20 protein-coding genes and 2 pseudogenes are annotated in these 26,570 nt (G+C 64.1%); 15 read left to right on the forward strand and 7 right to left on the reverse strand.

The window, feature by feature from the left end; genetic code table 11:
- Window positions 1–16: 16 nt before the first annotated feature.
- On the reverse strand, window positions 17–2,362 hold the full coding sequence (locus OKW37_RS27120) for a TonB-dependent receptor (protein ID WP_429402751.1): 2,346 nt from the start codon (window positions 2,360–2,362) through the stop codon (window positions 17–19).
- Window positions 2,363–2,779: 417 nt separating this feature from the next.
- Between OKW37_RS27120 and OKW37_RS27125 the strand changes: the two genes are divergently transcribed.
- The 7 genes from OKW37_RS27125 (at window position 2,780) to OKW37_RS27155 (ending at window position 9,455) form a co-directional block, all read left to right on the forward strand.
- Window positions 2,780–3,202, forward strand: a complete 423-nt coding sequence (locus tag OKW37_RS27125) for a MarR family winged helix-turn-helix transcriptional regulator (RefSeq protein WP_090807156.1) — start codon at window positions 2,780–2,782, stop codon at window positions 3,200–3,202.
- An 83-nt stretch (window positions 3,203–3,285) separates the two neighbouring features.
- Window positions 3,286–3,708, forward strand: coding sequence for a MarR family winged helix-turn-helix transcriptional regulator (locus tag OKW37_RS27130; RefSeq protein WP_184025155.1), 423 nt, complete (start codon window positions 3,286–3,288; stop codon window positions 3,706–3,708).
- Window positions 3,709–3,789: 81 nt separating this feature from the next.
- Entirely contained in the window at window positions 3,790–4,890 is a 1,101-nt protein-coding gene (locus OKW37_RS27135; protein WP_429291601.1) for an HlyD family secretion protein, read from the forward strand.
- A gap of 7 nt (window positions 4,891–4,897) precedes the next feature.
- Window positions 4,898–6,469 carry a DHA2 family efflux MFS transporter permease subunit gene (locus OKW37_RS27140; RefSeq protein ID WP_429402752.1) on the forward strand — a complete coding sequence of 524 codons (1,572 nt, stop codon included), beginning with the start codon at window positions 4,898–4,900 and terminating at the stop codon, window positions 6,467–6,469.
- Window positions 6,470–6,478: 9 nt separating this feature from the next.
- Window positions 6,479–7,900, forward strand: a complete 1,422-nt coding sequence (locus OKW37_RS27145) for an efflux transporter outer membrane subunit (RefSeq protein ID WP_429402753.1) — start codon at window positions 6,479–6,481, stop codon at window positions 7,898–7,900.
- Window positions 7,901–8,131: 231 nt separating this feature from the next.
- Complete coding sequence (gene panE, locus OKW37_RS27150; protein ID WP_184063518.1) at window positions 8,132–9,067, forward strand: 2-dehydropantoate 2-reductase; 936 nt, start codon at window positions 8,132–8,134, stop codon at window positions 9,065–9,067.
- Between the two features lie 88 nt (window positions 9,068–9,155).
- A complete protein-coding gene (locus OKW37_RS27155; RefSeq protein WP_184063128.1) occupies window positions 9,156–9,455 on the forward strand; it encodes a hypothetical protein in 300 nt (99 codons plus the stop codon).
- A gap of 24 nt (window positions 9,456–9,479) precedes the next feature.
- Here OKW37_RS27155 and OKW37_RS27160 read toward each other — a convergent pair.
- Window positions 9,480–9,667 (reverse strand): annotated as a pseudogene (locus OKW37_RS27160) (carboxymuconolactone decarboxylase family protein); the annotation flags it as partial.
- A gap of 84 nt (window positions 9,668–9,751) precedes the next feature.
- Between OKW37_RS27160 and OKW37_RS27165 the strand changes: the two are divergent.
- From OKW37_RS27165 to OKW37_RS27190, 6 genes and pseudogenes are all read left to right on the forward strand, one after another.
- A pseudogene (locus tag OKW37_RS27165) lies at window positions 9,752–11,240 on the forward strand (PLP-dependent aminotransferase family protein).
- 376 nt (window positions 11,241–11,616) lie between these two features.
- Window positions 11,617–12,069 (forward strand): HU family DNA-binding protein, encoded by a 453-nt coding sequence (locus tag OKW37_RS27170; RefSeq protein ID WP_090807144.1) that lies wholly within the window; start codon window positions 11,617–11,619, stop codon window positions 12,067–12,069.
- Window positions 12,070–12,482: 413 nt separating this feature from the next.
- A complete protein-coding gene (locus tag OKW37_RS27175) occupies window positions 12,483–13,892 on the forward strand; it encodes a circularly permuted type 2 ATP-grasp protein (protein ID WP_184063524.1) in 1,410 nt (469 codons plus the stop codon).
- Window positions 13,893–14,062: 170 nt separating this feature from the next.
- Window positions 14,063–15,013 carry an alpha-E domain-containing protein gene (locus OKW37_RS27180; RefSeq protein WP_187619543.1) on the forward strand — a complete coding sequence of 317 codons (951 nt, stop codon included), beginning with the start codon at window positions 14,063–14,065 and terminating at the stop codon, window positions 15,011–15,013.
- Window positions 15,014–15,025: 12 nt separating this feature from the next.
- Window positions 15,026–15,826 (forward strand): transglutaminase family protein, encoded by an 801-nt coding sequence (locus tag OKW37_RS27185; protein ID WP_184063527.1) that lies wholly within the window; start codon window positions 15,026–15,028, stop codon window positions 15,824–15,826.
- Window positions 15,827–15,995: 169 nt separating this feature from the next.
- On the forward strand, window positions 15,996–16,868 hold the full coding sequence (locus OKW37_RS27190; RefSeq protein ID WP_184063530.1) for a proteasome-type protease: 873 nt from the start codon (window positions 15,996–15,998) through the stop codon (window positions 16,866–16,868).
- Between the two features lie 153 nt (window positions 16,869–17,021).
- On the opposite strand, the gene OKW37_RS27195 is transcribed toward OKW37_RS27190, so the two are convergent.
- Together OKW37_RS27195 and OKW37_RS27200 are read right to left on the reverse strand one after the other, a co-directional pair.
- Window positions 17,022–18,206, reverse strand: a complete 1,185-nt coding sequence (locus OKW37_RS27195; RefSeq protein ID WP_429402755.1) for a porin — start codon at window positions 18,204–18,206, stop codon at window positions 17,022–17,024.
- 432 nt (window positions 18,207–18,638) lie between these two features.
- Window positions 18,639–19,907, reverse strand: coding sequence for a YihY/virulence factor BrkB family protein (locus OKW37_RS27200; protein ID WP_090807133.1), 1,269 nt, complete (start codon window positions 19,905–19,907; stop codon window positions 18,639–18,641).
- 192 nt (window positions 19,908–20,099) lie between these two features.
- On the opposite strand from OKW37_RS27200, the gene OKW37_RS27205 reads away from it, so the two are divergent.
- Window positions 20,100–20,654 (forward strand): YbaK/EbsC family protein, encoded by a 555-nt coding sequence (locus OKW37_RS27205; protein WP_187611309.1) that lies wholly within the window; start codon window positions 20,100–20,102, stop codon window positions 20,652–20,654.
- Window positions 20,655–20,764: 110 nt separating this feature from the next.
- A complete protein-coding gene (locus OKW37_RS27210; RefSeq protein ID WP_184063539.1) occupies window positions 20,765–22,324 on the forward strand; it encodes a methyl-accepting chemotaxis protein in 1,560 nt (519 codons plus the stop codon).
- Window positions 22,325–22,392: 68 nt separating this feature from the next.
- On the opposite strand, the gene OKW37_RS27215 is transcribed toward OKW37_RS27210, so the two are convergent.
- From OKW37_RS27215 to OKW37_RS27225, 3 genes are all read right to left on the reverse strand, one after another.
- On the reverse strand, window positions 22,393–23,880 hold the full coding sequence (locus tag OKW37_RS27215; protein ID WP_429402756.1) for a SulP family inorganic anion transporter: 1,488 nt from the start codon (window positions 23,878–23,880) through the stop codon (window positions 22,393–22,395).
- Between the two features lie 238 nt (window positions 23,881–24,118).
- Entirely contained in the window at window positions 24,119–24,709 is a 591-nt protein-coding gene (locus tag OKW37_RS27220; protein ID WP_184007138.1) for a BPSL1445 family SYLF domain-containing lipoprotein, read from the reverse strand.
- A 266-nt stretch (window positions 24,710–24,975) separates the two neighbouring features.
- Window positions 24,976–26,364 (reverse strand): FAD-binding oxidoreductase, encoded by a 1,389-nt coding sequence (locus OKW37_RS27225; RefSeq protein WP_429402757.1) that lies wholly within the window; start codon window positions 26,362–26,364, stop codon window positions 24,976–24,978.
- Window positions 26,365–26,570: the final 206 nt, after the last annotated feature.

The raw sequence follows: 26,570 nt of genomic DNA on the forward strand, positions 1-26,570 counted from the left end.
TTCTCCCTGCCGTCGATCAGAAGTACTTGGTCACGCCCGCATAAACCGCGAAATGCGGACCGTACTGCGGCGCGCCGACGCCGATGCCCGAGCCGTCACGCAACTCGTACACGCGGTTGAATGCGTTGATCACCACCAGACGCGCGTCGAACTTGCCGATCATCGGCTCGTTGAAGTGCTGGATTACGCCGAGGTTGAACTGCGCATAGACGGGCAGGCGGTCGGTGTTCGCAAAGCCGCTGCGCAGGCCGGAGCCGACGATTCCGTCGAACGTGAAGGTGGTTTGGTGGAAGTCGTATGCCGCGCCGAACGATGCGGTCACGCGCTGGTCGTGATCGAGGTACACCCAGTTGTTCGAGATGTACGCCAGTTCGTCCGCACCGAAATTGAACTGCGCGGAGTTGATGTTCTTGCCTTGCGCGCGGCTATACGCGAGGTTCAGATACGCGGAGAGATTGTCCTGTTTGTAGTTGGCGGTGAATTCGACGCCATACGTTCTGCCGTACTGGTAGTTGAACGGCGTGTAGATCAGCGCGGAGCCGAACTGTCCTTCGTCGAGCAGGTCGGTCGATTTCTTGTAGTACGCGTCGAGTCCGAGCGTGACCGCAGGGCCGAGTTTCTGCGTGATGCCGAGATCGAAATAGTGGCTGCGTTCCGGCTGTACGGGATCGTTCTGTGTTACCGAACTCTGATTCGTCGTGCCGTCGAACTTCGATATCGTCGAGCCGGACACGAGTTCGAACGGCGGCGGCGTGAAGTAGCGCGCGTAGCCGGCGTGCAGCGTCGTCGACGACGTGAGCGTGTAGACGAGGCCGACGCGCGGGCTCAACTGGCTCGCGCTCGTGTACTCGTCCATGCGGTCGTAGCGCAAGCCATAGTTCAGCGTGAGCCGGTCGGTCAGCTTCCATTCGTCCTGCGCGTACAGGCTGTACAGATAGCCGGTCTTGCTGCTGCTGTCCTGGATGTTGAAGGGCACGTCGGACAGCTGGTTGCCGTCCGCGTCGGCGGGGAACACAGACACGTTATTGTCGAATATCGCGTGTTCCTGCTGGAAGAAGACGCCCGCGCGAACCGTGTGACTGTCGTTGATGCGCCAGGTCGTATCGACCTGCACGCCGTTGGCTGTGTTGCTATGGAAGTCCTCCGATGCTACCCCGTTGAACATGAGGTCGCCGATCGGATCGGGATTGAACTTCGTGCGCGTATAGCGCGTAAAGAAGGCGACCTGGTAATCGAGCGCGCCGCCGTTGGTGCCTTGAAGCGCGAGCGCCGCGAAATTGTTCAGCTCCGATTGCGTTTCGTTCAGTTGCGACGAATCGAACGTGCTGTGGCCGTTGAGCGCGAAGTTCGGCGTGAGCCCCGGCGTGTTCGGAATCTCGAACTGGTTGCTGGTCGCGCCGAACAACAGACTCACACGAGTGAGCGGATTGAGCAGATACGACAGATAGCCGAATGCATTGCCCTGGCGCGTGTGATCGTGAATCGCACTGGCGCTCGCCGTCGGATTCTCGATGCCGAGATTGTTCATGCCGAGCGAGCCGCTCAGGTAGTAGCTGAACGGTCCCTCGCTGCCGAACACGTCGGCGCTCGTTTTGACGGTCTGATGGCTGCCGCCGAATACGTCGATCGAGCCGCCGCTGCCCATGTCGCCCGATTTGGTGCGGATGTCGACGATACCGGCCGTGCGGTAGCCGTACTGCGCGGGCAGGGCGCCAGTGAGCAGGTTCATTTGATCGATGATGCGCGTGTCGAGCGACTGGCCGAAGCCGCTGATCGGCTCCGGAATGATGATGCCGTTGATCCGGTATTGCAAATTGGCGTGCTCGCCGCGCACGTGCAGCTGGCCGTACGAGTCGTTGGCGACGCCGGGCGCTTGCAGCAGCACCTGATTGAGCGGCGTGTTCGCGCCCGCCGGCATCGTGGCGATATCCGCCTGAGTGAAGCGATAGACGCTGCTGCCCGTTTCGGGCAGCAAGCCGTTGCGGGCAGCGTTCAGACGTTGTGCGTTGACCTGTACATCGAGTGTGTCGCTCTTTTGCAGTTGTACGCTGACGCTCGCCGGGGCGCCGGACTGGGCGGTCGCGATGCTGCTGCCGCTTGCAAAACCGGCCGCGGTGACGACGACCGCATACGTGCCGGGCGCCACGCCGTCGATCGAGAAGTGGCCCGACGTGTCCGTGTTCGACGCGCCGATGGAGGCGCCGCTCGCGTCCTGTACTTCCACTTTCGCGTGAGCGACGGGATGGCCCGCGGGATCGGAGACCGTGCCCGTCAACATGGCGTTGCCTGGCGCACCCCATGCGTTCGAGATGGCGGTACAGAACACGATCGCCGCCTGTGCGGTCAGTGTGCGGTTTTTCATTGTTGTTGCTCGCGCTAAGGACGATGCGTTGATGAACAGAAGCGTTCGGCAAAAGCTCACCCACCTCGCCCCTGGCCGGCAGGGGAAGGACAGGCGAACTGGAGGTTGACGACGCGCGATAGCAGGCCCGTCGATCAGGCCTACTTTTCGATGAGAACGGTAATGGCGATGACGGTCATAAGTGGTCGTTGAGCATGGACTGTCCGCTCATAGGTCGGACGGATTTTGTTGGACGTCGCAGTGGGCCGGTGTGAAAAACGGCAGGGCTGGAGCGCCAATTTTTGGTCATGTTATAACATAACAATTACAGCTGGCAAGTCGCAAGATGAAGGCCTTCGTAGCGCAACGGGTGAGGCATTTGCCCGTTGCCATTCGAAAAACTTGACACAGTGCATATGCACACATAAACTTCGCTCCATGAACCGTCCTCTCTCCTACGACGAATGCAACTGCTTCGCGCTGCGCCAGGCGGCGCGGCACGTCACGCAGATGTACGAGCGCCATCTCGGCAGCGTCGGGCTGACCGCTGCGCAGTTCACGATCCTCGCGAAGCTCGCGCGCACACCGAACCTGCCTATGGCGGAGCTCGCTGACGCGATGGTGATGGAGCGCACCACGCTGGTCCGCGCGATGAAGCCCCTGCAGCGCGACGGGCTCGTGCTGGCCGAGGCGGCGGACCACGACAACCGCACGTTGCTGTTCAGCCTGACGGAAAAAGGCGAGACGACGTTCGATCAGGCCTCCGTCGCATGGCGCGCCGCGCAGGACGAATTCGAAAAGAAGTTCGGCCGCGCCCGCGCAAAGACGCTGCGTACCGAGCTGTTCAGCATCACCGGTTAGATCGCGCGTAGGAACCCGCTTCGGCGGGTTTTATGACGCCGCTTAATGTGCATATGCACTAACGAGCAAAGGAAGTGCAGCGAATGGAAGCGCTTTTCGACGACGACTGCTTTGCGATCCGCCAGGCCGCGCGTCACGTATCGCAGATCTACGACCGGCACCTGTCGAATGTCGGGCTGACCATCACGCAGTTTTCGCTGCTGGGGCGCCTGAAGCGCACCGGTCCGATGACGATGAAGCAGATTGCCGAGGCCATGCGCATGCAGCGCACCACGCTGGTCCGTACGATTCAACCGCTGCGACGCGACGGGCTGGTGTCGAGCGAGGCGATGGGCGCGGATGCGCGCGCGCTGCTGATCTCGCTGACCGCCGCGGGCGAAGAGCGGCAAGACGCAGGCCGCGCTCATTGGTATGCCGCACAGGCCGAGTTCGAGCACCGCTTCGGCGAGGAGCGCGCGGCTGCACTGCGCACCGAGCTGTTTGCGATCACCCGGGATACGCTTTGACATAAACGCTGAAGATAGCGGAGGCCGGCGCACTGCGCCGTTTTTTTCAATCTGAAGAGTGCATACGCACATATCGACACCATGTCCACAACTCCTTCGACCGTCGCGCCGCCAAGCGCGGTACAACCCGCCAGACAGGCGCGGCGTATCCCGTGGATGCTGCTCGCGATCCTCTCCGTTCTCGTCGTGTTGGCGCTGGCCACTTCGTACTGGTTTTTCGTCGGCCGCTTCGTCGAGAGCACCGACGATGCGTACGTCGGCGGCGACGTCACGGTGATGGCGCCGAAGGTCAACGGCTTCGTCACCGACGTGCTCGTGCACGACAACGAGTTCGTGCACGCCAACCAGGTGCTCGTGCGTCTCGATGCCCGCGACTACGACGCGCGCCTCGCCCAGGCCAGCGCTGAAGTGGAGAGCGCGCAGGCCGCCGTCACCGAACTCGAAGCGAAGAAATCACTGCAACTCGCGGCGATCAACGAGCAGGCCGCCGAGGTCCGCGCGTCGGGCGCCGAGCTCACACGCAGCGCCGCCGACCAGACGCGCTACCGCGAGCTCGTGAAAGACGACGCGGTGTCGAACCAGGTCGTCGAGAAGGCCGACGCCGATCTGGCCAAAGCGCGCGCCGCGGTCGATCGCAGCAGCGCGGCGCTGCTCGCGGCGCAACGCCAGATCGCGGTGCTCGACGCTCAGATCGGCGACGCGAAAGCGCGCATCGCGACCGCGCAGGCCGCGCAGCGCGTCGCCGCGTTGAACGTCGAGTACACGACGATCCGCTCGCCGATCGATGGCTATGTCGGCAATCGCACGGCTCGCGTTGGGCTGCTCGCCAACACGGGCGTGTCGCTGCTGACCGTCGTGCCGGCGAGCGGTTTATGGATCGACGCGAACTTCAAGGAAGATCAACTGCGCAAAATGCATTCGGGCGACAGCGTCGACGTCGAACTCGATGCGTCGAGCACAACGCTGCACGGCGTGGTCGACAGTCTTGCACCGGCGACCGGTGCGACCTTCAGCGTCTTGCCCGCGGAAAACGCGACCGGCAACTTCACGAAGATCGTGCAGCGCGTGCCGGTGCGCGTGCGCCTCGACGTGCCGAAGGACATGCAGGGCGTGCTGCGTCCGGGCCTGTCCGCGACCGTGAAAGTGCACCTCGACGCGGGCCATCCGGCCGCGCAGGGATGAACCGATCATGACTCACGCTTTTGACAACCCCGCCGACCAGCCGACCCGCACCAAGGTCTTCGCATTCGCGCTGATGTGCGTCGGCTTTTTCATGGCGACGCTCGATATCCAGATCGTCGCATCGTCGCTGCGCGATATCGGCGGCGGACTGTCCGCCAGTCAGGATGAACTCTCCTGGGTGCAGACCTCGTATCTGATCGCGGAGATCATCGTGATTCCGATGTCGGGGTGGCTCACGCGCGTGTTCTCGACGCGCTGGGTCTTCACCTTCTCCGCGTTCGGCTTCACGGTCACCAGCATGCTGTGCGGTCTCGCGTGGGACATCAACTCAATGATCCTGTTTCGCGGTCTGCAAGGCGCGCTCGGTGCCGCAATGATCCCGACCGTGTTCACGACCGCGTTCGTACTGTTTCCCGGCAAGCAGCGTTTGATCGCGTCGACGACGATCGGCGCGCTTGCGTCGCTTGCGCCGACGATCGGCCCGGTGATCGGCGGCTGGATCACGTCGCAATGGTCGTGGCACTGGCTGTTCTATCTGAACCTGGTACCGGGCGTCGCCGTCACGCTGTTGGTGCCGAAGTACGTGCATATCGACAAGGTCGATCTGTCCTTGCTGAAAAAGGGCGACTACTTCGGCATCCTGCTGATGTCGGGTTTTCTCGGTTGCCTCGAATACGTGCTCGAAGAGGGACCGCGCAAAAACTGGTTCGGCGACGACGTGATCGTGCTGTGCGCGTGGGTCGCGGCCATCTGCGGGTTTCTGTTCCTCGTGCATGCGTTCACCGCGAAGGAACCGATCGTCGATCTGCGCGCACTGGCGTTGCGCAATTTCGGTATCGGCAGTCTGCTGTCGTTCATTACCGGGATCGGCATCTTCTGCACCGTGTTTCTGACGCCGGTGTTTCTTGCGCGCGTGCGCGGCTTCGATTCGTTGCAGATTGGTCTCGCGTTGCTGTCCGTTGGCTGTTTTCAGCTGCTCGCGCTGGCCGCCTACTCGACGCTCGCGCGCTTCGTCGATATGCGCGTGCTGATGGTGTTCGGACTCGCGCTGTTTGGCATCGGCTGCTATCTGTACGTGCCGTTGACGAACCAATGGGGCTGGCAGCAGTTGCTGATTCCGCAAGCGTTGCGCGGAATTGGCCAGCAGTTCTGTATTCCGCCGATCGTGACGATGGCGCTGGGTGCGTTGCCGCCGTCGCGGCTGCGCTCCGCGAGCGGGCTGTTCAATCTGATGCGCAATCTCGGCGGTGCGATCGGCATCGCGGTCAGCAGCACGATGTTGAACGACCGTCTGAACCTGCACTACGAACGGCTCGACGAACATCTGAATGCGGGCCGTCCGGTCGTCGAATCGATCTTGCAGAAGCAGGCCGAGTATCTGTCGGCCGTTGGTGGTGATGTCTTGAACGCCGCGAGTGCGGGGCTCGCCGAATTGCACGCGGCATTGATGCGCGAAGCGCTGGTGCTCGCATTCTCGGACGCCTTTTTGGCGGTTGCGCTGTGCTTCGTGGTCGGCTTGCTGAGCGTGCTGTTTTCGCGCCCGTTCGGCAACAGCGCGCCCCCGCCCGATGCCCATTAGGAGACCAACATGAAACAAATCGTGATGAAGTTACTGGCGAGCGCGGCGTTCCTGACGCTCGCGGCCTGCGCGGTGCAACCCGCGATGCACGCGGATTTGCCGCATACGGTGCAGACGCTCGCGCCGGCCGCGTGGAGCGTCGACGCGCCGCAAGACAGCGTCAACACCGATGCCTGGTGGGCGCAATTCGGCGACCCGGTGATGCATCAGCTGATCGAATCGGTGTTGACCGGCAACCTCGACGTGCAGGCCGCGGCCGAACGCGTGAAGCAGTCGCAGGACCTGGTGACGCAGAATCGCGCGGCGCTGCTACCGGAGCTGAATGCGAACGCGGGCGCATCGACCGAGCGGCAGAACACGCCGCCGCCGCTCGGCTATGTGCGCCAGGCCGGCTTCGGCCTCGCCGCGAGCTGGACGCCGGACGTGTTCGGCGGCGAACGTCTCGCGGTGCTCGCCTCGCAGGCGCAGGTGTCGGGTAGCGTTGCGGCGCTGAACCAGTTGCGGCTCGCGCTCGCCGCGAACACGGCGGCTGCGTATATCGATCTACGCTGGGCGCAGGCGCAATTGCAGATCCTCGACGACAACGAGCAGATTCGCAGCCGCGCGCTGAAGCTCACGCAGGAGCGTCTGCATTACGGCCTGTCGACGCAGCTCGACGTCGCCCGCGCGCAGAATCAGTTGCAGGACTTGCAGGCGCAGATTCCGCGTATGCAATCGGCAGTGCAGCATCAACTGAGTCTGATCGCCGTGTATTCGGGGCGTACGCCGGAAAGCCTCGATACGCTGCTGCTTTCCAACGCGCGCGAGATTCCGGTGCCTGCGCAAAGCGCGCCGCAGGTGTTGCCGTCCGACGCGTTGCTGCATCGACCCGACGTGCGCACCGCCTATGCGCTCGTCGAACAGCGTGCGGCGGAAGTAGGGGTATCGAAGGCGCAGCGCTATCCGCAGTTCAAGATCAACCTGACGAATGGGCTGCTCGCATCGTCGTACCTTGGCTTGCCGACGCTGACCGACAATCTGTTCAGCGCTGCGTTGAATGCGACGAGCCCGATCTTCAACGCCGGGCGCATCACCGCGAACATCGACGCGAGCGAGAGCCGCATGCGCGAATCGCAGCTCGGCTTGCAACAGACGATGTTGCAGGCGCTGAAGGAAGTCGAGGACAATCGCAGCGATCTCGTCAGCGGCGCGGTGCAGGTGCAGCGCCTGGGCGGTGCGCTCGATGCGTCGAATCACGCGCTGCGTTTGTCGACCGAGCTGTATAAGGGCGGTGCGTCGAGCTTCCTCGATGTGCTCGACGCGCAGGAAGCGTATCTGCGCGACTCGGAGTCGCTGAATCAGGCCCGTCGCGAGCACGCGCTTTCGGCGATCGCGCTGTACCGGTCGCTGGGGGGCGGGTGGGAGCAGGGGGAAACGGTGGCGGCGCAGTGAAGGCAGCGACATGAAAGCGTATGGGAGGGTTGAAGTCCGATCAAGCGTTTCGCAATCGTGCCTCGCACGCACCATCTGGCCGACACCACCCGCCTGCCGGCAACGCTCCCCGGAACCGATCCTCCAATCTTTGCTACATTCCTGCACAAGCACCGAATACGCGGCACCATGAAGATGCGTCCGCCAGCGACGCGCATGATCGGCAAATCGAAATCTTTCAAGAGGCTCAAGATGCGAATTCTGGTAGTAGGAGCGGGCGCGGTAGGCGGTTATTTCGGCGGACGTCTGGCCGCGGCGGGGCAGGACGTGACCTTCCTCGTACGCGCCGGTCGCGCGGAAAAGCTACGGAGCGACGGCCTCGTCATCAACAGCCCGCGCGGCAATCTCCAGTTGCCCGACGTGAAGACGATACTGGCCGGTGTCGCCGCCGAGCCGTTCGACCTCGTGCTGCTGAGCTGCAAGGCCTACAGTCTCGACGACGCGATCGATTCGTTCACGCCGTTCGTCGGCGAAGACACGCTGATCCTACCGATGCTCAACGGCATGCGCCATATCGACGTGCTGACCGCGAGCTTCGGCAAGGAGCGCGTGCTCGGCGGTCAGTGCGTGATCGCCGCGACGCTCGATGCCGAGCAGCACATCGTGCATCTGAACGACATGCACGCGATCACGTTCGGCGAACTCGTGGGCGGCACCTCGGAGCGCACCGAGGCGCTTGCCGATGCAATGTCCGGCGCGAACTTCGACGTCGCAATCAGCGACAACATCCTGCTGCGCATGTGGGAAAAATGGGTGTTCCTCGCCACATTGGCCGCGAGTACGTGCTTGATGCGCGGTTCGGTCGGCGATATCCTGGCTGCGCCGGACGGCAAGCGCGTGATTGAGAATCTGCTCGGCGAATGCCGCGCGGCGGCCGAGCACAACGGCTTCACGATGGCCGCGGATTTCGAGGTACGCGCCACCCAGGTGCTGCTGACGCCGTCGCCGCTGACCGCGTCGATGCTGCGCGACGTCGAAAACCGCTCGCACACCGAGGCGGATCATATCCTCGGCGACCTGATCTCGCGCGGCGGCGACGCGCAAAAGGGCGAACACGGCGTGTCGCTGCTGCGCATCGCCTATAGTCATCTGAAGACGTACGAAGCTCGCCAGACCCGCACTTCCTGACGGCTCGCCGCGGCCGACGCGAACGCGGATCGGGCGGATGGCGCGACGCACGCGAGCGCCGCCGCAACCTGACGATCGGAGGTCAAGCATGCCGGCTCCAACTGGATCGGTGCCCGCGCTCAGCGCCGCTTCCGCGACCGTGTTCTCGATCGGCATCGTGTTTCTCGGCTACTGGGGTATGTATGAGCCGACTGCCTGGCACAAGGCCGACGTCGTGGTCTTTGTGCTCGCGCTGGCCGGCTTCGCGTGCCTGGGCCTCGTGCCATGGATGGCGACGAGTCCCGTCGAGCCGGAGAACAGCGACTCACGCGTGCGTATCGCGCGGCATCTGTTTCTCGCGGGCGTGACCGCGATCTGGCTCGCGGTGGCGGTTTCCGTGATCTTCTGAAGCTCCGCGAAGACGCGCCGCCGCTTACTCCGGCATCTTCCTGAACGAGACCGCAATGCGGTTGCAGCCGTTGATCGCAACGATCAGCAGCGTCAGGTCGCTGATTTCCTGCTCGCTGAAATGCGGCTTCACCGCGTCCCATACCGTATCCGCACGCGCGTTTGCGCGACCAGCGTCACCGCCTCCGTCCATTCGAGCGCCGCGCGTTCGCGCGTCGGGCGTCCGTGGCGGTAAGCTTACGTTCGCCATTGGTCGGTCGAATAACCATTTCGCCGCTATTTGAGGTAACCACCCGAATGGACATTCACATCGCGGTCGAAGGCCATCACGATCTGTCCGGACAGATTTATCGGCAGTTGCGCGCGGGCATTCTCGAAGGGCGCCTTGCCGGCGGCACGCGTCTGCCGTCCACGCGCGATCTCGCGACGCAGCTCGGTGTGTCGCGCAAGACCACGCTCGACGTATTCGAGCGGCTGCTGTCAGAAGGTTATCTGAGCGCCCGCGCCGGTTCGGGCACCTTCGTCGCCGACGGACTCGAACGGTTGCCGGTTGAGCGTTCCGCCCACGCGCGCGCGGCGGCTCGTTCGCGCGAGCGGGCCGCCGCGCAAGCGAAGGCCGCCCGCGCGCGCGCAGCCGCTGTGGGAGCAGATGCCCGACAGTCTGCCGTTGCCGCGGCCGTCGGTGCCGTCGCCGCTCGACTTTATCGGCGGCGCGACCGACAAGACGCTGTTTCCCTTCGACGTCTGGCGCCGCTGCGTGAATCATGCGCTACGCGGCCAGGCGCGCAGCCCCGGCACCTATCGCGACGCCGCAGGGGAGCAGCAACTGCGGCTCGCGATCTCGCGCTACCTCGCTTTCAACCGTGCGGTGTCGAGCAACTGGGAAGACGTGATCGTCACGCAGGGCGCGCAGCACGCGCTCGATCTGATGGCGCGCGTCACGCTGCGGCCCGGTGAAATCGCGGCCATCGAAGACCCCGGCTACCCGCCCGCTCATGCATGCTTCAAGGTGACCGGCGCGCGCGTGGTGCCGGTACCGGTCGATCGCGAAGGTCTGATCGTCGGCAAACTGCCGGACAAGGCACGGCTCGTCTACGTGACGCCTTCGCATCAGTTTCCGCTTGGTATGCCGATGAGCCTCGAGCGTCGCGTCGAACTGCTCGAATGGGCGCAAAAGCGCGGCGCGGTCATCATCGAGGACGACTACGACTGCGAGTACCGTTTCGAAGGCCGGCCGATGGAGCCGCTGAAGAGCCTCGATCGCGCCGGCCTCGTCGCCTACGTCGGCACGTTTTCGAAGACGATCTTCCCCGAGCTGCGCATCGGCTACCTGGTGCCGCCCGCGTCGTTGCACGGCCCGCTGCTGAAGGCGCGGCAGATCGCCGATTGTCACGGCTGCACGCTGACGCAAACGGCGCTCGCGTCGTTCATGCTCAATGGCGACTTCGCGCGCCATCTGCGGCGCATGCACAAGGCTTACGCGGCCCGCCGCGCGATGCTGCTCGAGCATCTGCAAGGCGGTCTCGCGCGCTGGTTCGAGCCGATCGTGCCGACCGCCGGCATCCATCTGGCGGCGCGGCTCAAGGGGCCGTTGGCGTCGCTCGGCGAAGAGGTGCTCGTTGCCGCCGCGCGTGAAGCGTCGATCGGCCTCTATGGACTCGCGCCATTTCACCATCGCGTGACACCACAGCCTGGGTTGATCTTCGGCTATGGCAGCATCGCGGCCGAACATATCGACACGGCGCTGACGACGCTCGCCGACATCCTGCAGCGCATCGCACGCTGAAACGGAGCTCGCCGCAAGCGAGGCGTAGGCATCGTCGAAACGTTGGGGGGTGCGTTGCTTGACGCGTCAAACGAAGAAAATGCCCTGTTTCAAGGGGCGAAAACACCGGCTCGCCTCGACGCAACCGCCTCGAAACCACGGCCGAAACGAACTGTAACGAGCGTTACTCCTGCATGTCAAAGAGCTCGCCGCGCACGTTTTAGGCGCTAAAACAGGTACTAAAACGTGTTGCACCGTCGGCGCCGCGCAAAAAACTTCGTCGCAATACATAAAAGAGTCGCGCAAATCGCTTTAGCGCTTGTAGAATCCGGCGTTGAAGCGTGCACATACGGTGCGCGCTTCGAGCAATTCACTGACCACAACAGGTAGGAGAAACATGCCGACTTCCGCAAAAAAGGTGGCCAAGAAGGCTGCTGCCCCGGTACCGACCAAGAAGGTTGCTGCAAAGAAAGTTCCTGCGAAGAAAGCCGTCGCAGCCAAGAAGGTCGCCGTGAAGGCGTCTGGCGCACCGTCGCCGATCAAGGACACCTTCACGAAGGCCTCGTTGGCAGCTCACATCGCTGAACGCGCTGCAGTGGAACCGAAGACCGCCAAGGCCGTGCTGGCCGCGCTCGAAGACACGATCCTCGGCACGGTGCACAAGAAGGGCGCTGGCGAATTCACGCTGTCGGGTCTGCTGAAGATCGTCGTGCAGGCTGTGCCGGCGAAGAAGAAGCGCTTCGGCAAGGACCCGTTCACGGGTGAAGAGCGCTGGTTCCCGGCCAAGCCGGCCAGCGTGCGCATCAAGACACGCGCGCTGAAGAAGCTGAAGGACGCAGCGGCAGCCTGAACGCGTTGCTCGCACGACTCAGGCGTCGGCATGGCGCTGTTGTGTTTAACCATGCCTGACGTTTGAGTGCGTGAAAAAGCGCCTGCATGCAGGTGATCGAAGTCCCCGTGGATGAAGATTCACGGGGACTTTTTTTATGCGCTCGCTTCGTAGTGCGCGTCGAGTCCATTGGCGAAACGGCAAGCGCGCCTCTCATAGTGTGCTCCCTGATGGCGCACACGCACCTGACTGGCGCATCATGAGCCACGACAGTACGATCAAGGCAATCCGACGCCCTGCGGATGCGCCATTAGCGGGCACGTCAACGCGCTCTATCCCGACACATTCAATGGCATAACGCTTGCTTGATCGAAGGTCGAATACCGAATGCGCAGCGCATTCGCCTTCTATTTGACAACAAGACTGGGGCTGACATGCGATGCTTTGACGAGATGCGCCATCACGCCGATGGCGTACGGCCGCATTACGCGCGCTTTGAGCGATGGTTGGACAGTCAGGGCGATGAAGCGATTGCACGCAAGCGCGCGGAAGCGGACCTGCTGTTCCGGCGCGTCGGCATCACGTTCGCGGTAAACGGCGACCTGTCAGGCACCGAGCGGCTGATTCCCTTCGATCTGATTCCGCGCATCATCCCGCGCGGCGAATGGCAGACGCTCGAAGCGGGTTTGCGACAGCGCGTGCAGGCTCTCAATCTGTTTATCCACGACGTCTATCACGATCGCAACATCGTGCGCGCGGGCATCGTGCCGGCCGACCAGGTCTATACCAACGCACAGTATCGTCCCGAGATGCAGGGCGTCGACGTGCCGCTCGGTGTTTACGCGCATATCGCGGGCGTCGACGTGGTGCGCGCCGGCGATGAAGGCGAATTCTACGTACTCGAAGACAATCTGCGTGTGCCGTCGGGCGTGTCGTACATGCTCGAAAACCGCAAGATGATGATGCGGCTCTTCCCCGAACTGTTCGTGCAGAACCGCATCGCGCCGGTCGCGCATTATCCCGACCTGCTGCTCGATACGCTGCGCTCGGTCGCGCCCGCGGGCGTCGACGATCCGGTCGTCGTCGTGCTGACGCCGGGCATGTACAACTCCGCGTATTTCGAGCATACGTTCCTCGCGCAGCAGATGGGCGTCGAGCTCGTCGAAGGCAAGGATCTGTTCGTCGACGACAACTACGTGTTCATGCGCACCACGCAAGGACCGAAGCGCGTCGACGTGATCTACCGGCGCGTCGACGACGATTTTCTCGATCCGCTTGCGTTTCGCCCCGACTCCGCGCTCGGCGTACCGGGTCTGCTCACCGCCTATCGCGCCGGCCGCGTCGCGCTCGCGAACGCGATGGGCACCGGCATCGCCGACGACAAATCGATCTACCCGTACGTGCCCGACATGATCGCGTTTTATCTTGGCGAAAAGCCGATTCTGAACAACGTACCGACCTATCAGTGCCGTAAGCCCGAGGATCTCGCCTATACGCTCGCGCATCTGCCGGAGCTGGTGGTCAAGGAAGTGCACGGCGCGGGCGGCTACGGGATGCTGGTCGGCCCCGCCTCGACGAAGGCCGAAGTCGAGGCCTTCCGCGAGCGGCTGATCGCGCGTCCGGCCGGTTATATCGCACAGCCCACGCTGGCGCTGTCCGCGTGTCCGACTTTCGTCGAATCGGGCATCGCGCCGCGCCATATCGACCTGCGGCCGTTCGTGCTGTCGGGCAAGACCACCACGATGGTGGCGGGCGGCCTCACGCGGGTCGCGTTGCAGGAGGGCTCGCTCGTCGTCAATTCATCGCAGGGAGGCGGGACCAAGGACACCTGGATGGTCGACTGACGCGGTTGCCGCCGCGCTTTTCGCCTCGCTTCTCGCCTCGCTCGCAACAGAGCAGAGCAGGGCGCGACACTCGCAACCTGATGCGCGCTGGCGCTCAACGGATAACCAGCGCGGACCTTCGTCGCTGACGAAGGCCTCGCGCGTTCAGATCACAGACATGGAACGTCGTCATGCTTAGCCGAACCGCCGATCACCTCTTCTGGATGGCCCGCTATATGGAGCGTGCGGAGAACACCGCCCGCATGCTCGACATCAACCTGAAGGCGCAACTGCTGCCGCAGACGGCCGAACAGGAGGCTCGCGCGCAGCGCTCGGTGCTGCGCATCTCCGAGCTCGAAAGCGCCTTCGCGCAGCGCTACGACGAACCGACGCGCGAGCACATGCTCGACTTCATGATCGCCGACGCAAGTAATCCGTCGAGCATTCATTCGTGCCTGCAGGCCGCGCGTGAAAACGCCCGCGCGGTGCGCGGCACGCTGACGACCGAGTGGTGGGAAACCATCAACGACACGTGGCTCGAATTCAACGAGCGGCTCGCGAGCGGGCAGGCCGCGAGCAATCCGGGCTCGTTGTTCGAGTGGGTCAAGTTCCGCTCGCATCTGTCGCGCGGCGTGACGATCGGCACCGCGCTGCAGGACGACGCGTTCTTCTTCACGCAGCTAGGCACGTATCTGGAGCGCGCCGACAACACCGCGCGGATTCTCGATGTGCGTTTCGCGAACGTCGAGCCGAATTCACGCGACGCGGCGCGTCAGCTCGAGGACTTCTATTACTGGACCTCGATCCTGAGTTCGGTGTCGGCGCTCGAGATCTACCGCAGGGTATATCGCGACGTCGTGACGCCCGCGCGCGTCGTCGAGCTGATGATCCTCAATCAGCAGATGCCGCGCTCGCTGCTCGCCTCGCTCGACGGCGTGTGCAGCAATCTCGCGATGCTGCGCACATCGGGCTCGAACCAGTGCGAGCGCTTCGCCGGCAAGCTGCGCGCCGAGCTGTTGTATGCCGACATCCGGCAGATTTTCGAAAGCGGTCTGCACGCCTATCTGACGCAGTTCCTCGCTCGCGTGTTCGATCTGGGCAATCTGGTGGCGCGTACTTATCTGATGCTGCCAGTGGCCTGACGGAGTTTTCTCATGTACCTGACGATCCGCCACGACACCTCCTACCGCTACGAAGCGACGGTTCACTATTCGATCCAGCAGTTGCGCCTGACGCCCGCGAGCGGCGCCGGACAGACCGTGCGGCGCTGGAACATCGACGCGCCGGGCAAGCTCGACGCGACGCTCGACGCCTACGGCAACGTGCTGCACACGCTCGTCATGAACAAGCCGCACGACGAGATTCATCTGCGCGTGTCGGGCGAGGTGGACACGATGCCGCTCGTCGACGGCGTGCTGGGTGATCCGCCCGGCCCGATTCCGCTCGAGCATTTCACCTGCGCGACGCGTCTGACCGAAGCCGACGGCGCGATCCGCGAACTGGCGGAGTCGGTGGCGAATCTGGCGAGCCCGGCAAGCCTGCTCGCGCTGTCCGAGCAGATCGTGCAGCGCGTGCAGTACCGGCCCGGCGTAACCGAGGTTACGAGCACGGCCGCCGAGGCGCTCGCGCTCGGCAACGGCGTGTGCCAGGACCATGCGCATCTGATGCTCGCGTGCTGCCGCGCGCGCGGCGTGCCGGCGCGCTATGTGAGCGGATATATCGAACCCGGCGACGTGCCGCATGGCGCGAGTCACGCGTGGGTCGACGTATGGCTCGAAGGCAAAGGGTGGATTTCGATCGACGTCACGCATGCCGGGTTTGCCAGCGAGATCTACTGCCGGCTCGCGGTCGCCCGTGACTATGAGGCCGCGGCACCGGTGCGCGGCCGACGCATCGGCGGACTCGAAGAGGAGCTTCACGTGGCGGTGGCGGTCAGCGCGCAGATGTCGCAGTAGCCGCATTGCAACGCCAACGCGCGCGACCGCATTTAACATTCCTGCCACGTGTTCGGAATCAGCTGCCAAAGGCTGCAAAAAGGCTGCAAAAAAGGCCGTAAACACGGATAAAAGGCGCCTGTGCGCCGCATTACAATAGCTCCGTTCCTTTGCCTTCCGCGGATTCCTTATGACTTACTGCGTAGCGATGGCCGTCAACGACGGCCTCGTATTTTTGTCCGACACGCGTACCAATGCGGGCGTCGATCACATCAGTACCGCGCGCAAGATGTCGGTGTTCGAGCAACCCGGCGAACGCATGCTGGTGCTGCTCGGCGCCGGCAATCTGTCGATCACGCAAGCGGTGCTGCACGAGCTGTCCGAGCCCGCCGATGCCGGCGAGCCCACGCTGTGGAGCGTGCCGACCATGGCGGACGCCGCGCGCGTGGTCGGCAGCGCGGTGCGTCGCGTGCATGAGCGCGAGGCCGAGGCGATGCAGAAGTTCGGTGTCGACTTCAATTGCAGCTTCATTCTCGGCGGCCAGATCGCGGGCAACCGGATGCGCCTTTTCATGATCTACGCGGCGGGCAATTTCATCGAGGCGTCGGCCGTGAATCCGTATTTCCAGATCGGCGAGGCGAAGTATGGCAAGCCGATCATCGATCGGGTGCTGACGCCGTCCACACCGCTCGACGAGGCAGCGAAGTCCGCGCTGATCTCGATGGACTCGACGCTGCGCTCGAACCTGTCAGTGGGCTTGCCGCTCGATCTGCTCGTGTACGAGAAGGATGCGCTGCGGGTCACGCGGTTCGTGTCGATCGATCGCGACAACGCGTACTTCGACATGCTTCACCGCACGTGGGGCGAGCGTCTGCGCCAGGTGTTCGCCGAGATTCCCGATCCGGACTGGCAGCAGTCGCTGGATGCGCCGTCGCTGCAGTCGGAGCGGGCGCTGGTGCTATATCGCGCGCCGGTCGGCGCCGATGGCGTCGAGCATGAGCACGATGTGTCGCCCGCGCAGATTCTCGCGCAGGCCGACAAGGGCAAGGCGCAGCGGCGCTAGCTGCGTTGGGTTCGGAGCGCGCGTCAGGCTCGCTTGGGCCCGCACCAAAACCTCAGGACGAAAAAAACCAGCCATCGGCATCGCCTCTGGCTGGTTTCTGGTCTCTGGCTACGCAGCCCGTCGGCTGCGTAGCAGGTCCGATTCGAAGTCCGATTAGAACTTGTGACGGATACCAACGCTGACCATGACCTGGTTGTTGGTGCTCGACTGGTTGCCATACGAACCGATCGAAGCCGTGGACGAAACGAGTGCGCCCGTAGCCGGATCACGCTGTTGGCCGCTTGCATGCTGCCATGCGGCGACCGTGTACAGGTCGGTGCGCTTCGACAGCGAGTAGTCGCCGCCCAGCGAAACCTGGTTGTACGTTGCCACCGCGTCGCCCGTACCGCGGGTGTACGCGTAGCCGATACCCAGCAGGGCTGCCGGCGTGATCTGGTAGCCGACGTACACGCGGCCGACGTTGAAGATCTGCGTCGACGTGAACGCCGATTGTGCGTCCGGCTTGTAGCGCGCGTTGCTGTACGACAGGTTAGCCGTCAACGGGCCCGTCACGTACTGAGCAGCTGCCGAAGCGATACTGATCGACTTCGCCGTGGTGTAAGCCTGGTTGATGCCTGCGTTGTTCGGGAAGTTCGTGTCGAACGTAGCGCCGGGGACCGTCGTGCTGTTCCAGCCCGTGCGGACAGGAAGGTTGGTGCTTGCGTTGTCAGTCCTCAGGTAGCCACCCGCGACGCTGAACGGACCCGTTGCGTACGTTGCTGCGCCGCCCCACGTTTGACCCGAACCCGTCGCGCCTGCGACGCCGCCCAGAGCGTACATGCCTTCGACCTGGAAGCCCGACCACACCGGCGACACATACTTCAGCGAGTTGTTCACGCGGAAGCTGTTGTCGTTGTTGTCGACGTCACCCGGCGTAGCGAACGTGCTGCCGAAGTAGTTGTCGCCCGTCAGCGGCTGGATCATGTCGACCAGCGGGTCGTATTGACGACCAGCTGTGAAGGTGCCCCAAGAGTCGCCCGTCAGACCGACGTAAGCCTGACGACCGAACATCAGGCCGCCTTGACCGAGCTTGCCGGAGTTGATGTCAAAGCCGTTTTCCAACTGGAAAATTGCCTTCAGGCCGCCGCCGAGGTCTTCCGTGCCCTTCAGGCCGAAACGGTTACCTTGCAGGTTGCCGCCAAACATTTGTACGAGGCTACCGCCGTTGGGCGTAGCGTTGTTCACGTACTGGACCGATTCATCCAGCACGCCATACAGGGTCACGCTGCTTTGCGCGTGAGCGATACCGGCGACGCCGAGGAGCGCCAGTGAGAGGGTAGACAGTGCGATTCGTTTCATCCATTTCTCCACGCAGATGATTGTTCGTTGTTGCGGAAAGCAGAATAGCTCAGCGGCTCGGCGGGGTAGAAACGGAAAAAAAAGAGTGTCGCCAAAAACTGACAATCGATGCAAACCCTTGTATTTAAAGCTCTCAGCGATTGTTTCCATTTGCGCAACATTTATTGGTCTGATGTGCATTATTGTTGATTTGTTGATAGTGACTGGGTGAACGAACACACTATCAGCATCGATTTGCATGCTAAATGTAATCTAGTCGTCTACACGTCCACTCGCCTTTGTAGTGAAATCATAAAAGAGACGGCTGACGAAAGGACTAGACAGGCTGGACAGACGGGGCGCGTTGTGTGTCCAGGCGCAATCGACTGGTTTGACGGCGCAACACGTGCATCTATAAGGGTATGGACGGTAGCGTGGTGAGAAGCGCCCGCTTCAGCGCCGGTCGGCGCCACGGCGCGCCATGGCCGCGGCCGTGAGCCCCGCGGCGGCCGCGAGCAGCACCGAGGTCCACGGGTTGCGTCGCACGTAGCGGTCGGCGGCCGTCGCCTGGCGGCGCGCTTCGACGAGGGCGGACGCCGCGAAACGGGTGGCTTGCGCTTCGGCGTCGAGCACCTTGCGCGTAACGTCCACCGCGGTCTCATGCGCGGAGCGCCTTTGCGCCGCCGCGTTGATTCCCGCGGGCAGCGGCGTAGCCGTTTGGCTGGCAACACCTACAGCAGCGGGAGCAGACGGCGCGGCATTTGCCGCGACGGTCGATGCCGCCAGTACCGACGCGAGCTTCGCGCGGCTGCCCGGCGGCGACTCGCCCTGCATGCCCCAGCCGCCACGCGGATCGTGCAGCCGGCCGCGCGCCGCCGAGAACTCCGCGCCGAGCAGCAGCACCAACGCCGAGAAGTACAGCCACATCAGCAGCACCGCGAGCGAGCCGGCCGCGCCGAACGCGCTGGCCATTCCCGCATGCGCGAGATACAGCGCGAACAGCTTCTTGCCAGCCGTGAACAACACGGCCGCGACGATGCCGCCCACCACCGCATCGCGCCACAGCACCCGAGCGTCGGGCAGAAACTTGAGCAGTCCGGCGAACGCGAAGATCAGCACGAACAGCCCGACGCCGAGCTGCAGCAGATTGCCGATCACGACATACGGCGAGTCGCCCCACAGCCAGTTGCCGATAAAGACGATCACCGTATCGAGCACCAGCGACACGATCAGCAGGAACGCGACGCCGAGCACGAGCCCGAACGAAATCAGTCGCACCCGCACCAGCGCGAGCCAGCTGGAAGTGCGCGGCCCGCTGTACGGCCACACTATATTGAGCGCGCTGTTCAGCGACGAGAACGTCGCCGACGCGCCGATCGCCAGCAGCGAGAACGAGATGATCGTCGCGATGCCGCCTTTGGCGCCCGCGTGATGCGCGTTCTCGACGATCGTCTGCACGCCGGCCGCGGCCTGATCGCCGATCAGGCCGTTGATGTGGCCGAACAGCTCGCCGCGCGCGGCCGCCGGGCCGAAGAACCAGCCGGCCACCGCGAGCACCATCACGAGCGTCGGCGCGAGCGAAAACGCCGCATAGAACGCGATGCTCGCCGCCAATGCAGGACAGCGGTTCTCCGCGAACTGCCGCAGTGCACCCATCGCCCAATTGGCCTGATGACGCGCGGCCTGCTGGAGGTTCTCGCGAGAGAGCGTGTCGATGTCCATGATCGTGTCTGAATCGTGAGGGCGCCTTCAGGGTGTTTGCTTCATTGCCTTTCGCAAACCTCGTGCCCGTCACTATACAAGTTAAGCGGCGCGCTGCATGGCCTGCGTTCATGGCCTGTTTTGCGGCCCGTTTCGCGGCCGCCCGCGCGTACCGCTAGAATGCAGCGGGTTAATGTCACCTTTCCGCTCATCATGCATTCGCACGAACTCGTACAGCAACTGGACGTCATCGAGCGCGACCAGTGGAGCGCGCATCTGCCCGCGCACGTCATCGAACAATTGCCGGCGCGCGGGATCACGGTGTTCGCCGTCACCGACGACGCCTCCGACACCGCCGCATTCAGCGCTCGCTACGGCTTCGGTCTCGAAGACTGCGCGAACACGATCGTGATCCGCTACAGGAAAGAGGGTGGCGAGCACTATGCGGCGCTCGTGTCGCTCGGCTCGCGGCGGCTCGACATCAACGGCGCGGTGAAGGCCGCGCTCGGCGCACAGCGGCTGTCATTCGCGAAGCGCGAGGCGGCGGTCGAGCATAGCCAGATGGAGTTCGGCGCGATTACCGCGTTCGGTCTGCCGGCCGACTGGCGCATCCTCGTCGACGCCGCCGTGATGGAGCGTGCGCAGATCGTGATGGGCGCCGGCGTGCGCGCGGCCAAGCTGCTGACGTCGCCCGACATGCTGCGGCAATGGCCGCGCTGCGAGGTGGCGGCGCTGACGCTGCCTGCGGACGGAAACCCGCAACCTTGAAGCCGCACTGAAGTTTTCCTCCGTCGCGCCGTTAATCCCGACAACGACATGAAACGTTTGCGGCGTCCGTTCGCGCGGACAGCCGCCGACCACGACAAGGGATACGGAAGATGGAACGGTTTCGCCTGAAAGTGCGGCTGTGGCTCGCGCTCGCGGTGATGTGCATGGGCATTCTGGCGATCGGCCTGTGGGGGGCGTTCAAGACACGAGACACGATGATCGCCGATCGCGAGGGCGAGCTGAAAAACGTGGTCAGCATCGCGTACAGCGTGCTCGATCGCTACAACGCGCTCGTCGCGGCCGGCACGATGCCGCTCGCCGACGCGCAGCGCGCCGCGATGGACGACCTGCGCGCAATGCGCTACGACGGTGCCGGCGGCTATCTCGTGCTCGAAGATAGCCAGGCGCACGTGCTGATGCATGCCACGCGCGCCGACCTCGTCGGCAAGGACATGACCAACGTCACCGATCCGGACGGCCGCCACGTGTTCAAGGAAGGTTCCGAGCAAACGCAGCGCGAAGGCGAGGCCTTCGTTCATCTGCAGTTCCCGAAGCCCGGCACCGACAGGCTTGCGCCGAAGATCAACTACATGCGGCTTTACAAGCCGTGGGACTGGACCATCGTCACCGGCGTCTTCACGGACGACATCGACGGCGTGTTCTACCGCACCCTCGTGCAATACGTGATCGCGGCGGTGGTGCTTTGCGCGCTCGTGTCACTGGTGATCGGCGTGATTCTGCGCAGCATTCTGCGTCAGCTTGGCGGCGAACCGGCGTACGCGCTGCAGATCGCGTCGCGTATCGCGGACGGCGACCTCGACGTGGTCGTCGACGCGAAGGCCGGCGACAGCACGAGCCTGCTCGCCGCGATGAAACGGATGCAGCAGCGTCTCGCGCAGGCGATCGAGCAGATTCGCGCCGGCGCGACGCTGATTTCGTCGGTATCGAACGAGATCGCCGCGGGCAATTCGGACCTGTCGCGCCGCACCGAGCAGCAGGCGGCCGCGCTCGGCGAGACCGCGTCGAGCATGGAGCAGATCACCGCGACCGTGCGTCAGAACGCCGACAACGCGAAGCAGGCGAGCCAGCTCTCGCACAACGCGTCGGAGACCGCGGCGCGCGGCGGCGCGGTGGTCGGTCAGGTGATCGACACGATGCGCGGGATTTCACAATCGTCGCACCGGATCGGCGACATCATCGGCGTGATCGAAGGGATTGCGTTCCAAACCAATATTCTCGCGTTGAACGCGGCCGTCGAGGCGGCGCGCGCGGGCGAGGAGGGCCGCGGTTTCGCGGTGGTCGCGGGCGAAGTGCGCACGCTCGCGCAACGCAGCGCGGCGGCCGCGAAGGAGATCAAGGCGCTGATCGAGGAATCGGCCGCGCAGATCGCCGGCGGTTCGGAGCACGTCGGACGCGCGGGTGACACGATGCAGGAAGTCGTGCAGGCGGTACGTCGTGTCAACGACATCATGGGCGAGATCAGCGCGGCGTCGGCCGAGCAGACCTCGGGCATCGAGCAGGTCAACATCGCGGTCGCGAGCATGGATCAGACGACGCAGCAGAATGCGGCGCTCGTCGAGGAGGCGAGCGCGGCGGCCGATGTGCTGAAGACGCAGACCGGGCAGTTGTCGGCGGCGATCGCGGTGTTCCGGTTGCCCGAGCAGCGCTAAGGCACCAGGCCGCGTTGTCGACGCGCGCGAGAATTCACCGCACGCGGGCTCGCAACGCGGTGCGTGTCTCACGCCAGGCCGATCCCCGCGCGGCTCAACAATTGGCGGTTGCGCTCCGACAGATTCTTCATGCGCAATTGCTTGCCCGCCTTGCGATAGCGCTCGGCCAGACCCTGCAACGCGGCGAGCGCCGAATGATCGGCGAGCAGCAGGTGACTGCAATCGACGGTCACGCTCGCCGGGTCGCGCGCCGGATCGAACAGCTCGTGAAAGCGCGTCGTCGACGCGAAAAACAGCGTGCCGCGCGGCACATAGGTCTTATGGCCCGCTCGATCCTCGGCATGCGTGTGAATTTCGCGCGCGTGCTGCCACGCGAAGTTGAGCGCGGCGATCACGATGCCGCACATCACCGCGATCGCGAGATCGGCAAACACCGTGATGACCGTGACCGCGACGATCACGAGCGCGTCGTTGCGCGGCACCTTGCCGAGCACGCGCAGCGATCCCCACGCGAAGGTTTGCTGCGCGACCACGAACATCACGCCCACCAGCGCCGCGAGCGGAATTCGCTCGATCAGCGGCGACAGGAACAGGATGTACAGCAGGATCATCACGCCGCTGACGATTCCCGACAGCCGCGAGCGTCCCCCCGAATTCAGGTTGATCATGGTCTGGCCGATCATCGCGCAACCGCCCATGCCGCCGAACAGCCCCGATGCGAGGTTCGCCGCGCCGAGCGCGACGCATTCGCGATTCGGCTGACCGCGCGTTTCGGTGATTTCGTCGGTCAGGTTGAACGTCAGCAGCGTTTCGAGCAGACCGACGATCGCGATCAGCACGGCGTACGGCAGGATGATGCGAAGCGTCTCGAGATCGAGCGGCACGTCGGGCAGATGCAGCGTCGGCAGATTGCCGGCGACATGCGCCATGTCGCCGAGCGTGCGCGTCGGCAGATGCAGCAGCTGCGTGAAAAGGCCGATGCCGAGAATGGCCACGAGCGCCGGTGGCACGGCTCGCGTAAGTCGCGGCAGCAGATAGACGATCGCCATCGTCAGCGCGACGAGCGCGCACATCGTCGCGAGCGCGCTGCCGTGCAGCCAGGCTTCGCCGTGCGGCGTGAGCGTTTTGAAGTGAGCGAGCTGCGCGGTCGCGATGACGATCGCGAGTCCGTTGACGAAGCCGAGCATGACCGGATGCGGGACCATGCGGATCAGTTTGCCGAGCCGCAATATGCCGAACAGGATCATCAGGAGGCCGCTCAGGATCACGGTCGCAAGCAGATACTGCGCGCCGTGCTCGACGACGAGCGCGACGATCACGACGGCCATCGAGCCCGCCGCGCCCGAAATCATGCCGGGACGTCCGCCAAATAGCGCGGTGACGGTGCAGATAAAGAATGCGCCGTACAGACCCATCAACGGATTCAGATGGGCGACGAGCGCAAAGGCGATGCATTCGGGCACCAGCGCGAACGACGAGGTCAAGCCTGCGAGCACGTTGCTGCGAATGCCGGACAGCCAGGCGGGCCGACCGGAAGCGGGACTGGCGGTGTTCATGTTCTACGAGGTGGCGCGCGAGCGCAATGCTGAGGCTTGTATGGGCTGCGCTGGACTGGCGTGGCAACGCGCGGCTGCGCGAAGGATTGCGTCCGCTGGGCGCGGACGGTTGACGAAAGGGGCGAATTCTACCGTAGCGCGATGAACGGCGCTGGCGAAGCGGGCGGGAACGCTATGGCCCGAACGCGCGGTGCGCTCGCGCCACAAATCCGGAAGAGGGAAAGCTCCGCTCAGATACTCAGATAATCAGCCGCGACACCTTCGTGCCCTCGAGCGACACGCCGGCCATCAGGCCGCCGTTGGTCAGCACGAAAGCCTGCACCGGGCTCGTCGCGGTCGACGAATCGACCGCGCCGTTCGCGCCGACTTTCAGCACGGCGACGGTCGCGTTCGCGCCGACTGCCCAGCCCTGGCTGTGCATGAATTCGTCGAGCGCTTCCTGCGTCATGAACAGAAACACGAGCGCCTTCGACTGCGCGCCGATCTGCAACCCGAACGAGCCCGCGACCGTGCTGTAGTAGCCGACCGTGCGGCCGCCGATGCGCATCGCCCCTTCACCATACTGTCCGCCGACCCAGAAGCCGGCCGAGATCACCGATGGAAACACCAGCACGCCGCGCGCTTTCGCAACGAGCTCACGCGCCCCGTCGACGTTTTCGTAGAGACGCGCGAGCGTCGAGTCGACGCCGGCGTTGATCGTGTCGCGCTTGCCGGCGTTGGCAGACGGCGATGCGTTCGAGGACGGCGAAGTCGTCGTGCAACCGGTGAGGCTCAGGCCTGCGACGGCCAATGCAGCGCTGCCGGTCATGATGAATTGTCGTCTGCGCATGACGGTTTTCCTTTGCGTTTCTCACGCGTGTTGTACGTTTTGGAAGAGTGCGGCGAGTCGCCTGCTTTGCTTTGTTCTCATATGCACGCTGGAGGTTCCGTGCGCGCGGTCATCGCAGCCAGGCGGCGGCGTGCCGCGACGTTCGCATCGCGGACGCCCACCGCTCAAATAGCAGGTGGCGTGCCCAATGGCCGCGCCGCCTTGCGCGAGAGCGACGCGGCCATTGCAGTTCGGGTTTTTGCGCCGCTTTCCGTCACGCGTCGTCGCTACGCCGTTGGGCGAATGTTCTGGTTATGACGGAACAGGTTGCGCGGATCGTAGCGGTCCTTCACGGCGACGAGCCGCTCATAGTTGGGCCCATAGGCATCCGCGATACGGCCGCCTTCCTCCTGAGTCATGAAGTTGACGTACACGCTGCCTAGCGCAAAGGGGCGCGCCGCGTCGAAAAAGTCGCGCGCCCATTTGACACAGCGCTCGTCGTCGCGCGCATCGTCCCAGCGGCCGTGCACGTTCATCGCGTATTGCGTCTCGCGACTTGGGTAAGCGGTCGCGTCGACCGCCACGCGCTGCGTTTGCGCGCCGATCAAGCCGAAGAAAATTTCGCATTGCGCGGACGGCAGTGTGTCGATCGCGCGGATCAGCGCGTCGATCAGTCCATCGTCGATGGTGGCGAGGTTGTGCGACTTCCAGTAGTTGCGCGCGCCCGGCGTGAGCAGCGGATCGAAGGCCTGTTGCCAAACTTCATAAGGCATCGGACCGAGATGTTCGCCGAGCGGCTTGCCGAAGCCGCGCACGGCTTCCACCGCGGCTGGGCCTTTTTCGACCGGCCCGTTGTAGCACATCGCGAACACCAGCACGGGTTGGCCGTGCACGTCGGGCGGCAGGAACGGCAGCGGTGGCGCGAGCCGCGCGACGGCCCAGACGGCCAGCTCGTCGGGCATCGCGGGCACGGCATCGCGGTATTTGATCAGCGCTTCCTTCGCGTCGGCGAGCGGCAACACGACGAGGCCGCCATACACGAGCGGGCCGACCTCATGCAGCGCGAACTCGAATAGCGTAACGACGCCGAAATTGCCGCCGCCGCCGCGAATCGCCCAGAACAGATCGTCGTGCGAAGTGGCGCTCAGGCGGCGCAATTCACCGTCCGCGGTGACGATGTCGGCCGCGACGAGGTTGTCGACCGTCATGCCGTAGCGGCGGCTCAACCAGCCGAAGCCGCCGCCGAGCGTCAGACCCGCGACGCCGGTCGTCGAGTTGATGCCGAGTGGCGTCGCGAGTCCGAATGCCTGCGTTTCGTGATCGAGATCGTGCAGCGTCGCGCCCGGTTCGACATAGGCGCGCCGCGCTTCCGGGTCGATGCGCACCGATTTCATCGTGGACAGATCGAGCACGAGGCCGTCGTCGCACACAGCGCTACCGCCGATGTTGTGGCCGCCGCCGCGAATTGCGAGCGGCAGGCCGTTGTCACGCGCGAAGGCGACGCCGCGGCGCACGTCGGCAACACCCGCGCAGCGCAGGATCATCGCGGGAGAACGGTCGATCATTGCGTTCCAGATGCTGCGCGCCGTGTCGAAGCCCGGCGTGTCGGGCAGCAGAAGCTGACCGCGAAGTCCGGATTTGAATTCGTCGACCGCGCTGCTGGAGATAGTAACCATGTTGTACCTCGTCGAAGAGGGGGAGGCGCTCGCAGAACGCTGCTCCGCAGACCAACCAAAAATGCGGGCGGTGAATGAAAGCGGATTGAGAGGTTCGGCTGCGTGCAGTAAACGGGGCGACGCGTCGAAGTCAAACAAAGGTTTACCCGCGTTCGTGGGCGATTCCGCGCGGTGGCTCGCGGGGACAGGCTTTTGCGGGCAGGGCA

The sequence above is a fragment of the Paraburkholderia sp. MM5482-R2 genome (assembly GCF_050436125.1).
Classification (GTDB): domain Bacteria; phylum Pseudomonadota; class Gammaproteobacteria; order Burkholderiales; family Burkholderiaceae; genus Paraburkholderia; species Paraburkholderia tuberum.

Excerpts from the sequence above, each read along its gene's own strand:
- OKW37_RS27120 (WP_429402751.1), bottom strand. The coding sequence starts at position 2,362 with ATGAAAAACCGCACACTGACCGCACAGGCGGCGATCGTGTTCTGTACC.
- OKW37_RS27125 (WP_090807156.1), top strand. The coding sequence starts at position 2,780 with ATGAACCGTCCTCTCTCCTACGACGAATGCAACTGCTTCGCGCTGCGC.
- OKW37_RS27130 (WP_184025155.1), top strand. The coding sequence starts at position 3,286 with ATGGAAGCGCTTTTCGACGACGACTGCTTTGCGATCCGCCAGGCCGCG.
- OKW37_RS27135 (WP_429291601.1), top strand. The coding sequence starts at position 3,790 with ATGTCCACAACTCCTTCGACCGTCGCGCCGCCAAGCGCGGTACAACCC.
- OKW37_RS27140 (WP_429402752.1), top strand. The coding sequence starts at position 4,898 with ATGACTCACGCTTTTGACAACCCCGCCGACCAGCCGACCCGCACCAAG.
- OKW37_RS27145 (WP_429402753.1), top strand. The coding sequence starts at position 6,479 with ATGAAACAAATCGTGATGAAGTTACTGGCGAGCGCGGCGTTCCTGACG.
- panE (WP_184063518.1), top strand. The coding sequence starts at position 8,132 with ATGCGAATTCTGGTAGTAGGAGCGGGCGCGGTAGGCGGTTATTTCGGC.
- OKW37_RS27155 (WP_184063128.1), top strand. The coding sequence starts at position 9,156 with ATGCCGGCTCCAACTGGATCGGTGCCCGCGCTCAGCGCCGCTTCCGCG.
- OKW37_RS27170 (WP_090807144.1), top strand. The coding sequence starts at position 11,617 with ATGCCGACTTCCGCAAAAAAGGTGGCCAAGAAGGCTGCTGCCCCGGTA.
- OKW37_RS27175 (WP_184063524.1), top strand. The coding sequence starts at position 12,483 with ATGCGATGCTTTGACGAGATGCGCCATCACGCCGATGGCGTACGGCCG.
- OKW37_RS27180 (WP_187619543.1), top strand. The coding sequence starts at position 14,063 with ATGCTTAGCCGAACCGCCGATCACCTCTTCTGGATGGCCCGCTATATG.
- OKW37_RS27185 (WP_184063527.1), top strand. The coding sequence starts at position 15,026 with ATGTACCTGACGATCCGCCACGACACCTCCTACCGCTACGAAGCGACG.
- OKW37_RS27190 (WP_184063530.1), top strand. The coding sequence starts at position 15,996 with ATGACTTACTGCGTAGCGATGGCCGTCAACGACGGCCTCGTATTTTTG.
- OKW37_RS27195 (WP_429402755.1), bottom strand. The coding sequence starts at position 18,206 with ATGAAACGAATCGCACTGTCTACCCTCTCACTGGCGCTCCTCGGCGTC.
- OKW37_RS27200 (WP_090807133.1), bottom strand. The coding sequence starts at position 19,907 with ATGGACATCGACACGCTCTCTCGCGAGAACCTCCAGCAGGCCGCGCGT.
- OKW37_RS27205 (WP_187611309.1), top strand. The coding sequence starts at position 20,100 with ATGCATTCGCACGAACTCGTACAGCAACTGGACGTCATCGAGCGCGAC.
- OKW37_RS27210 (WP_184063539.1), top strand. The coding sequence starts at position 20,765 with ATGGAACGGTTTCGCCTGAAAGTGCGGCTGTGGCTCGCGCTCGCGGTG.
- OKW37_RS27215 (WP_429402756.1), bottom strand. The coding sequence starts at position 23,880 with ATGAACACCGCCAGTCCCGCTTCCGGTCGGCCCGCCTGGCTGTCCGGC.
- OKW37_RS27220 (WP_184007138.1), bottom strand. The coding sequence starts at position 24,709 with ATGCGCAGACGACAATTCATCATGACCGGCAGCGCTGCATTGGCCGTC.
- OKW37_RS27225 (WP_429402757.1), bottom strand. The coding sequence starts at position 26,364 with ATGGTTACTATCTCCAGCAGCGCGGTCGACGAATTCAAATCCGGACTT.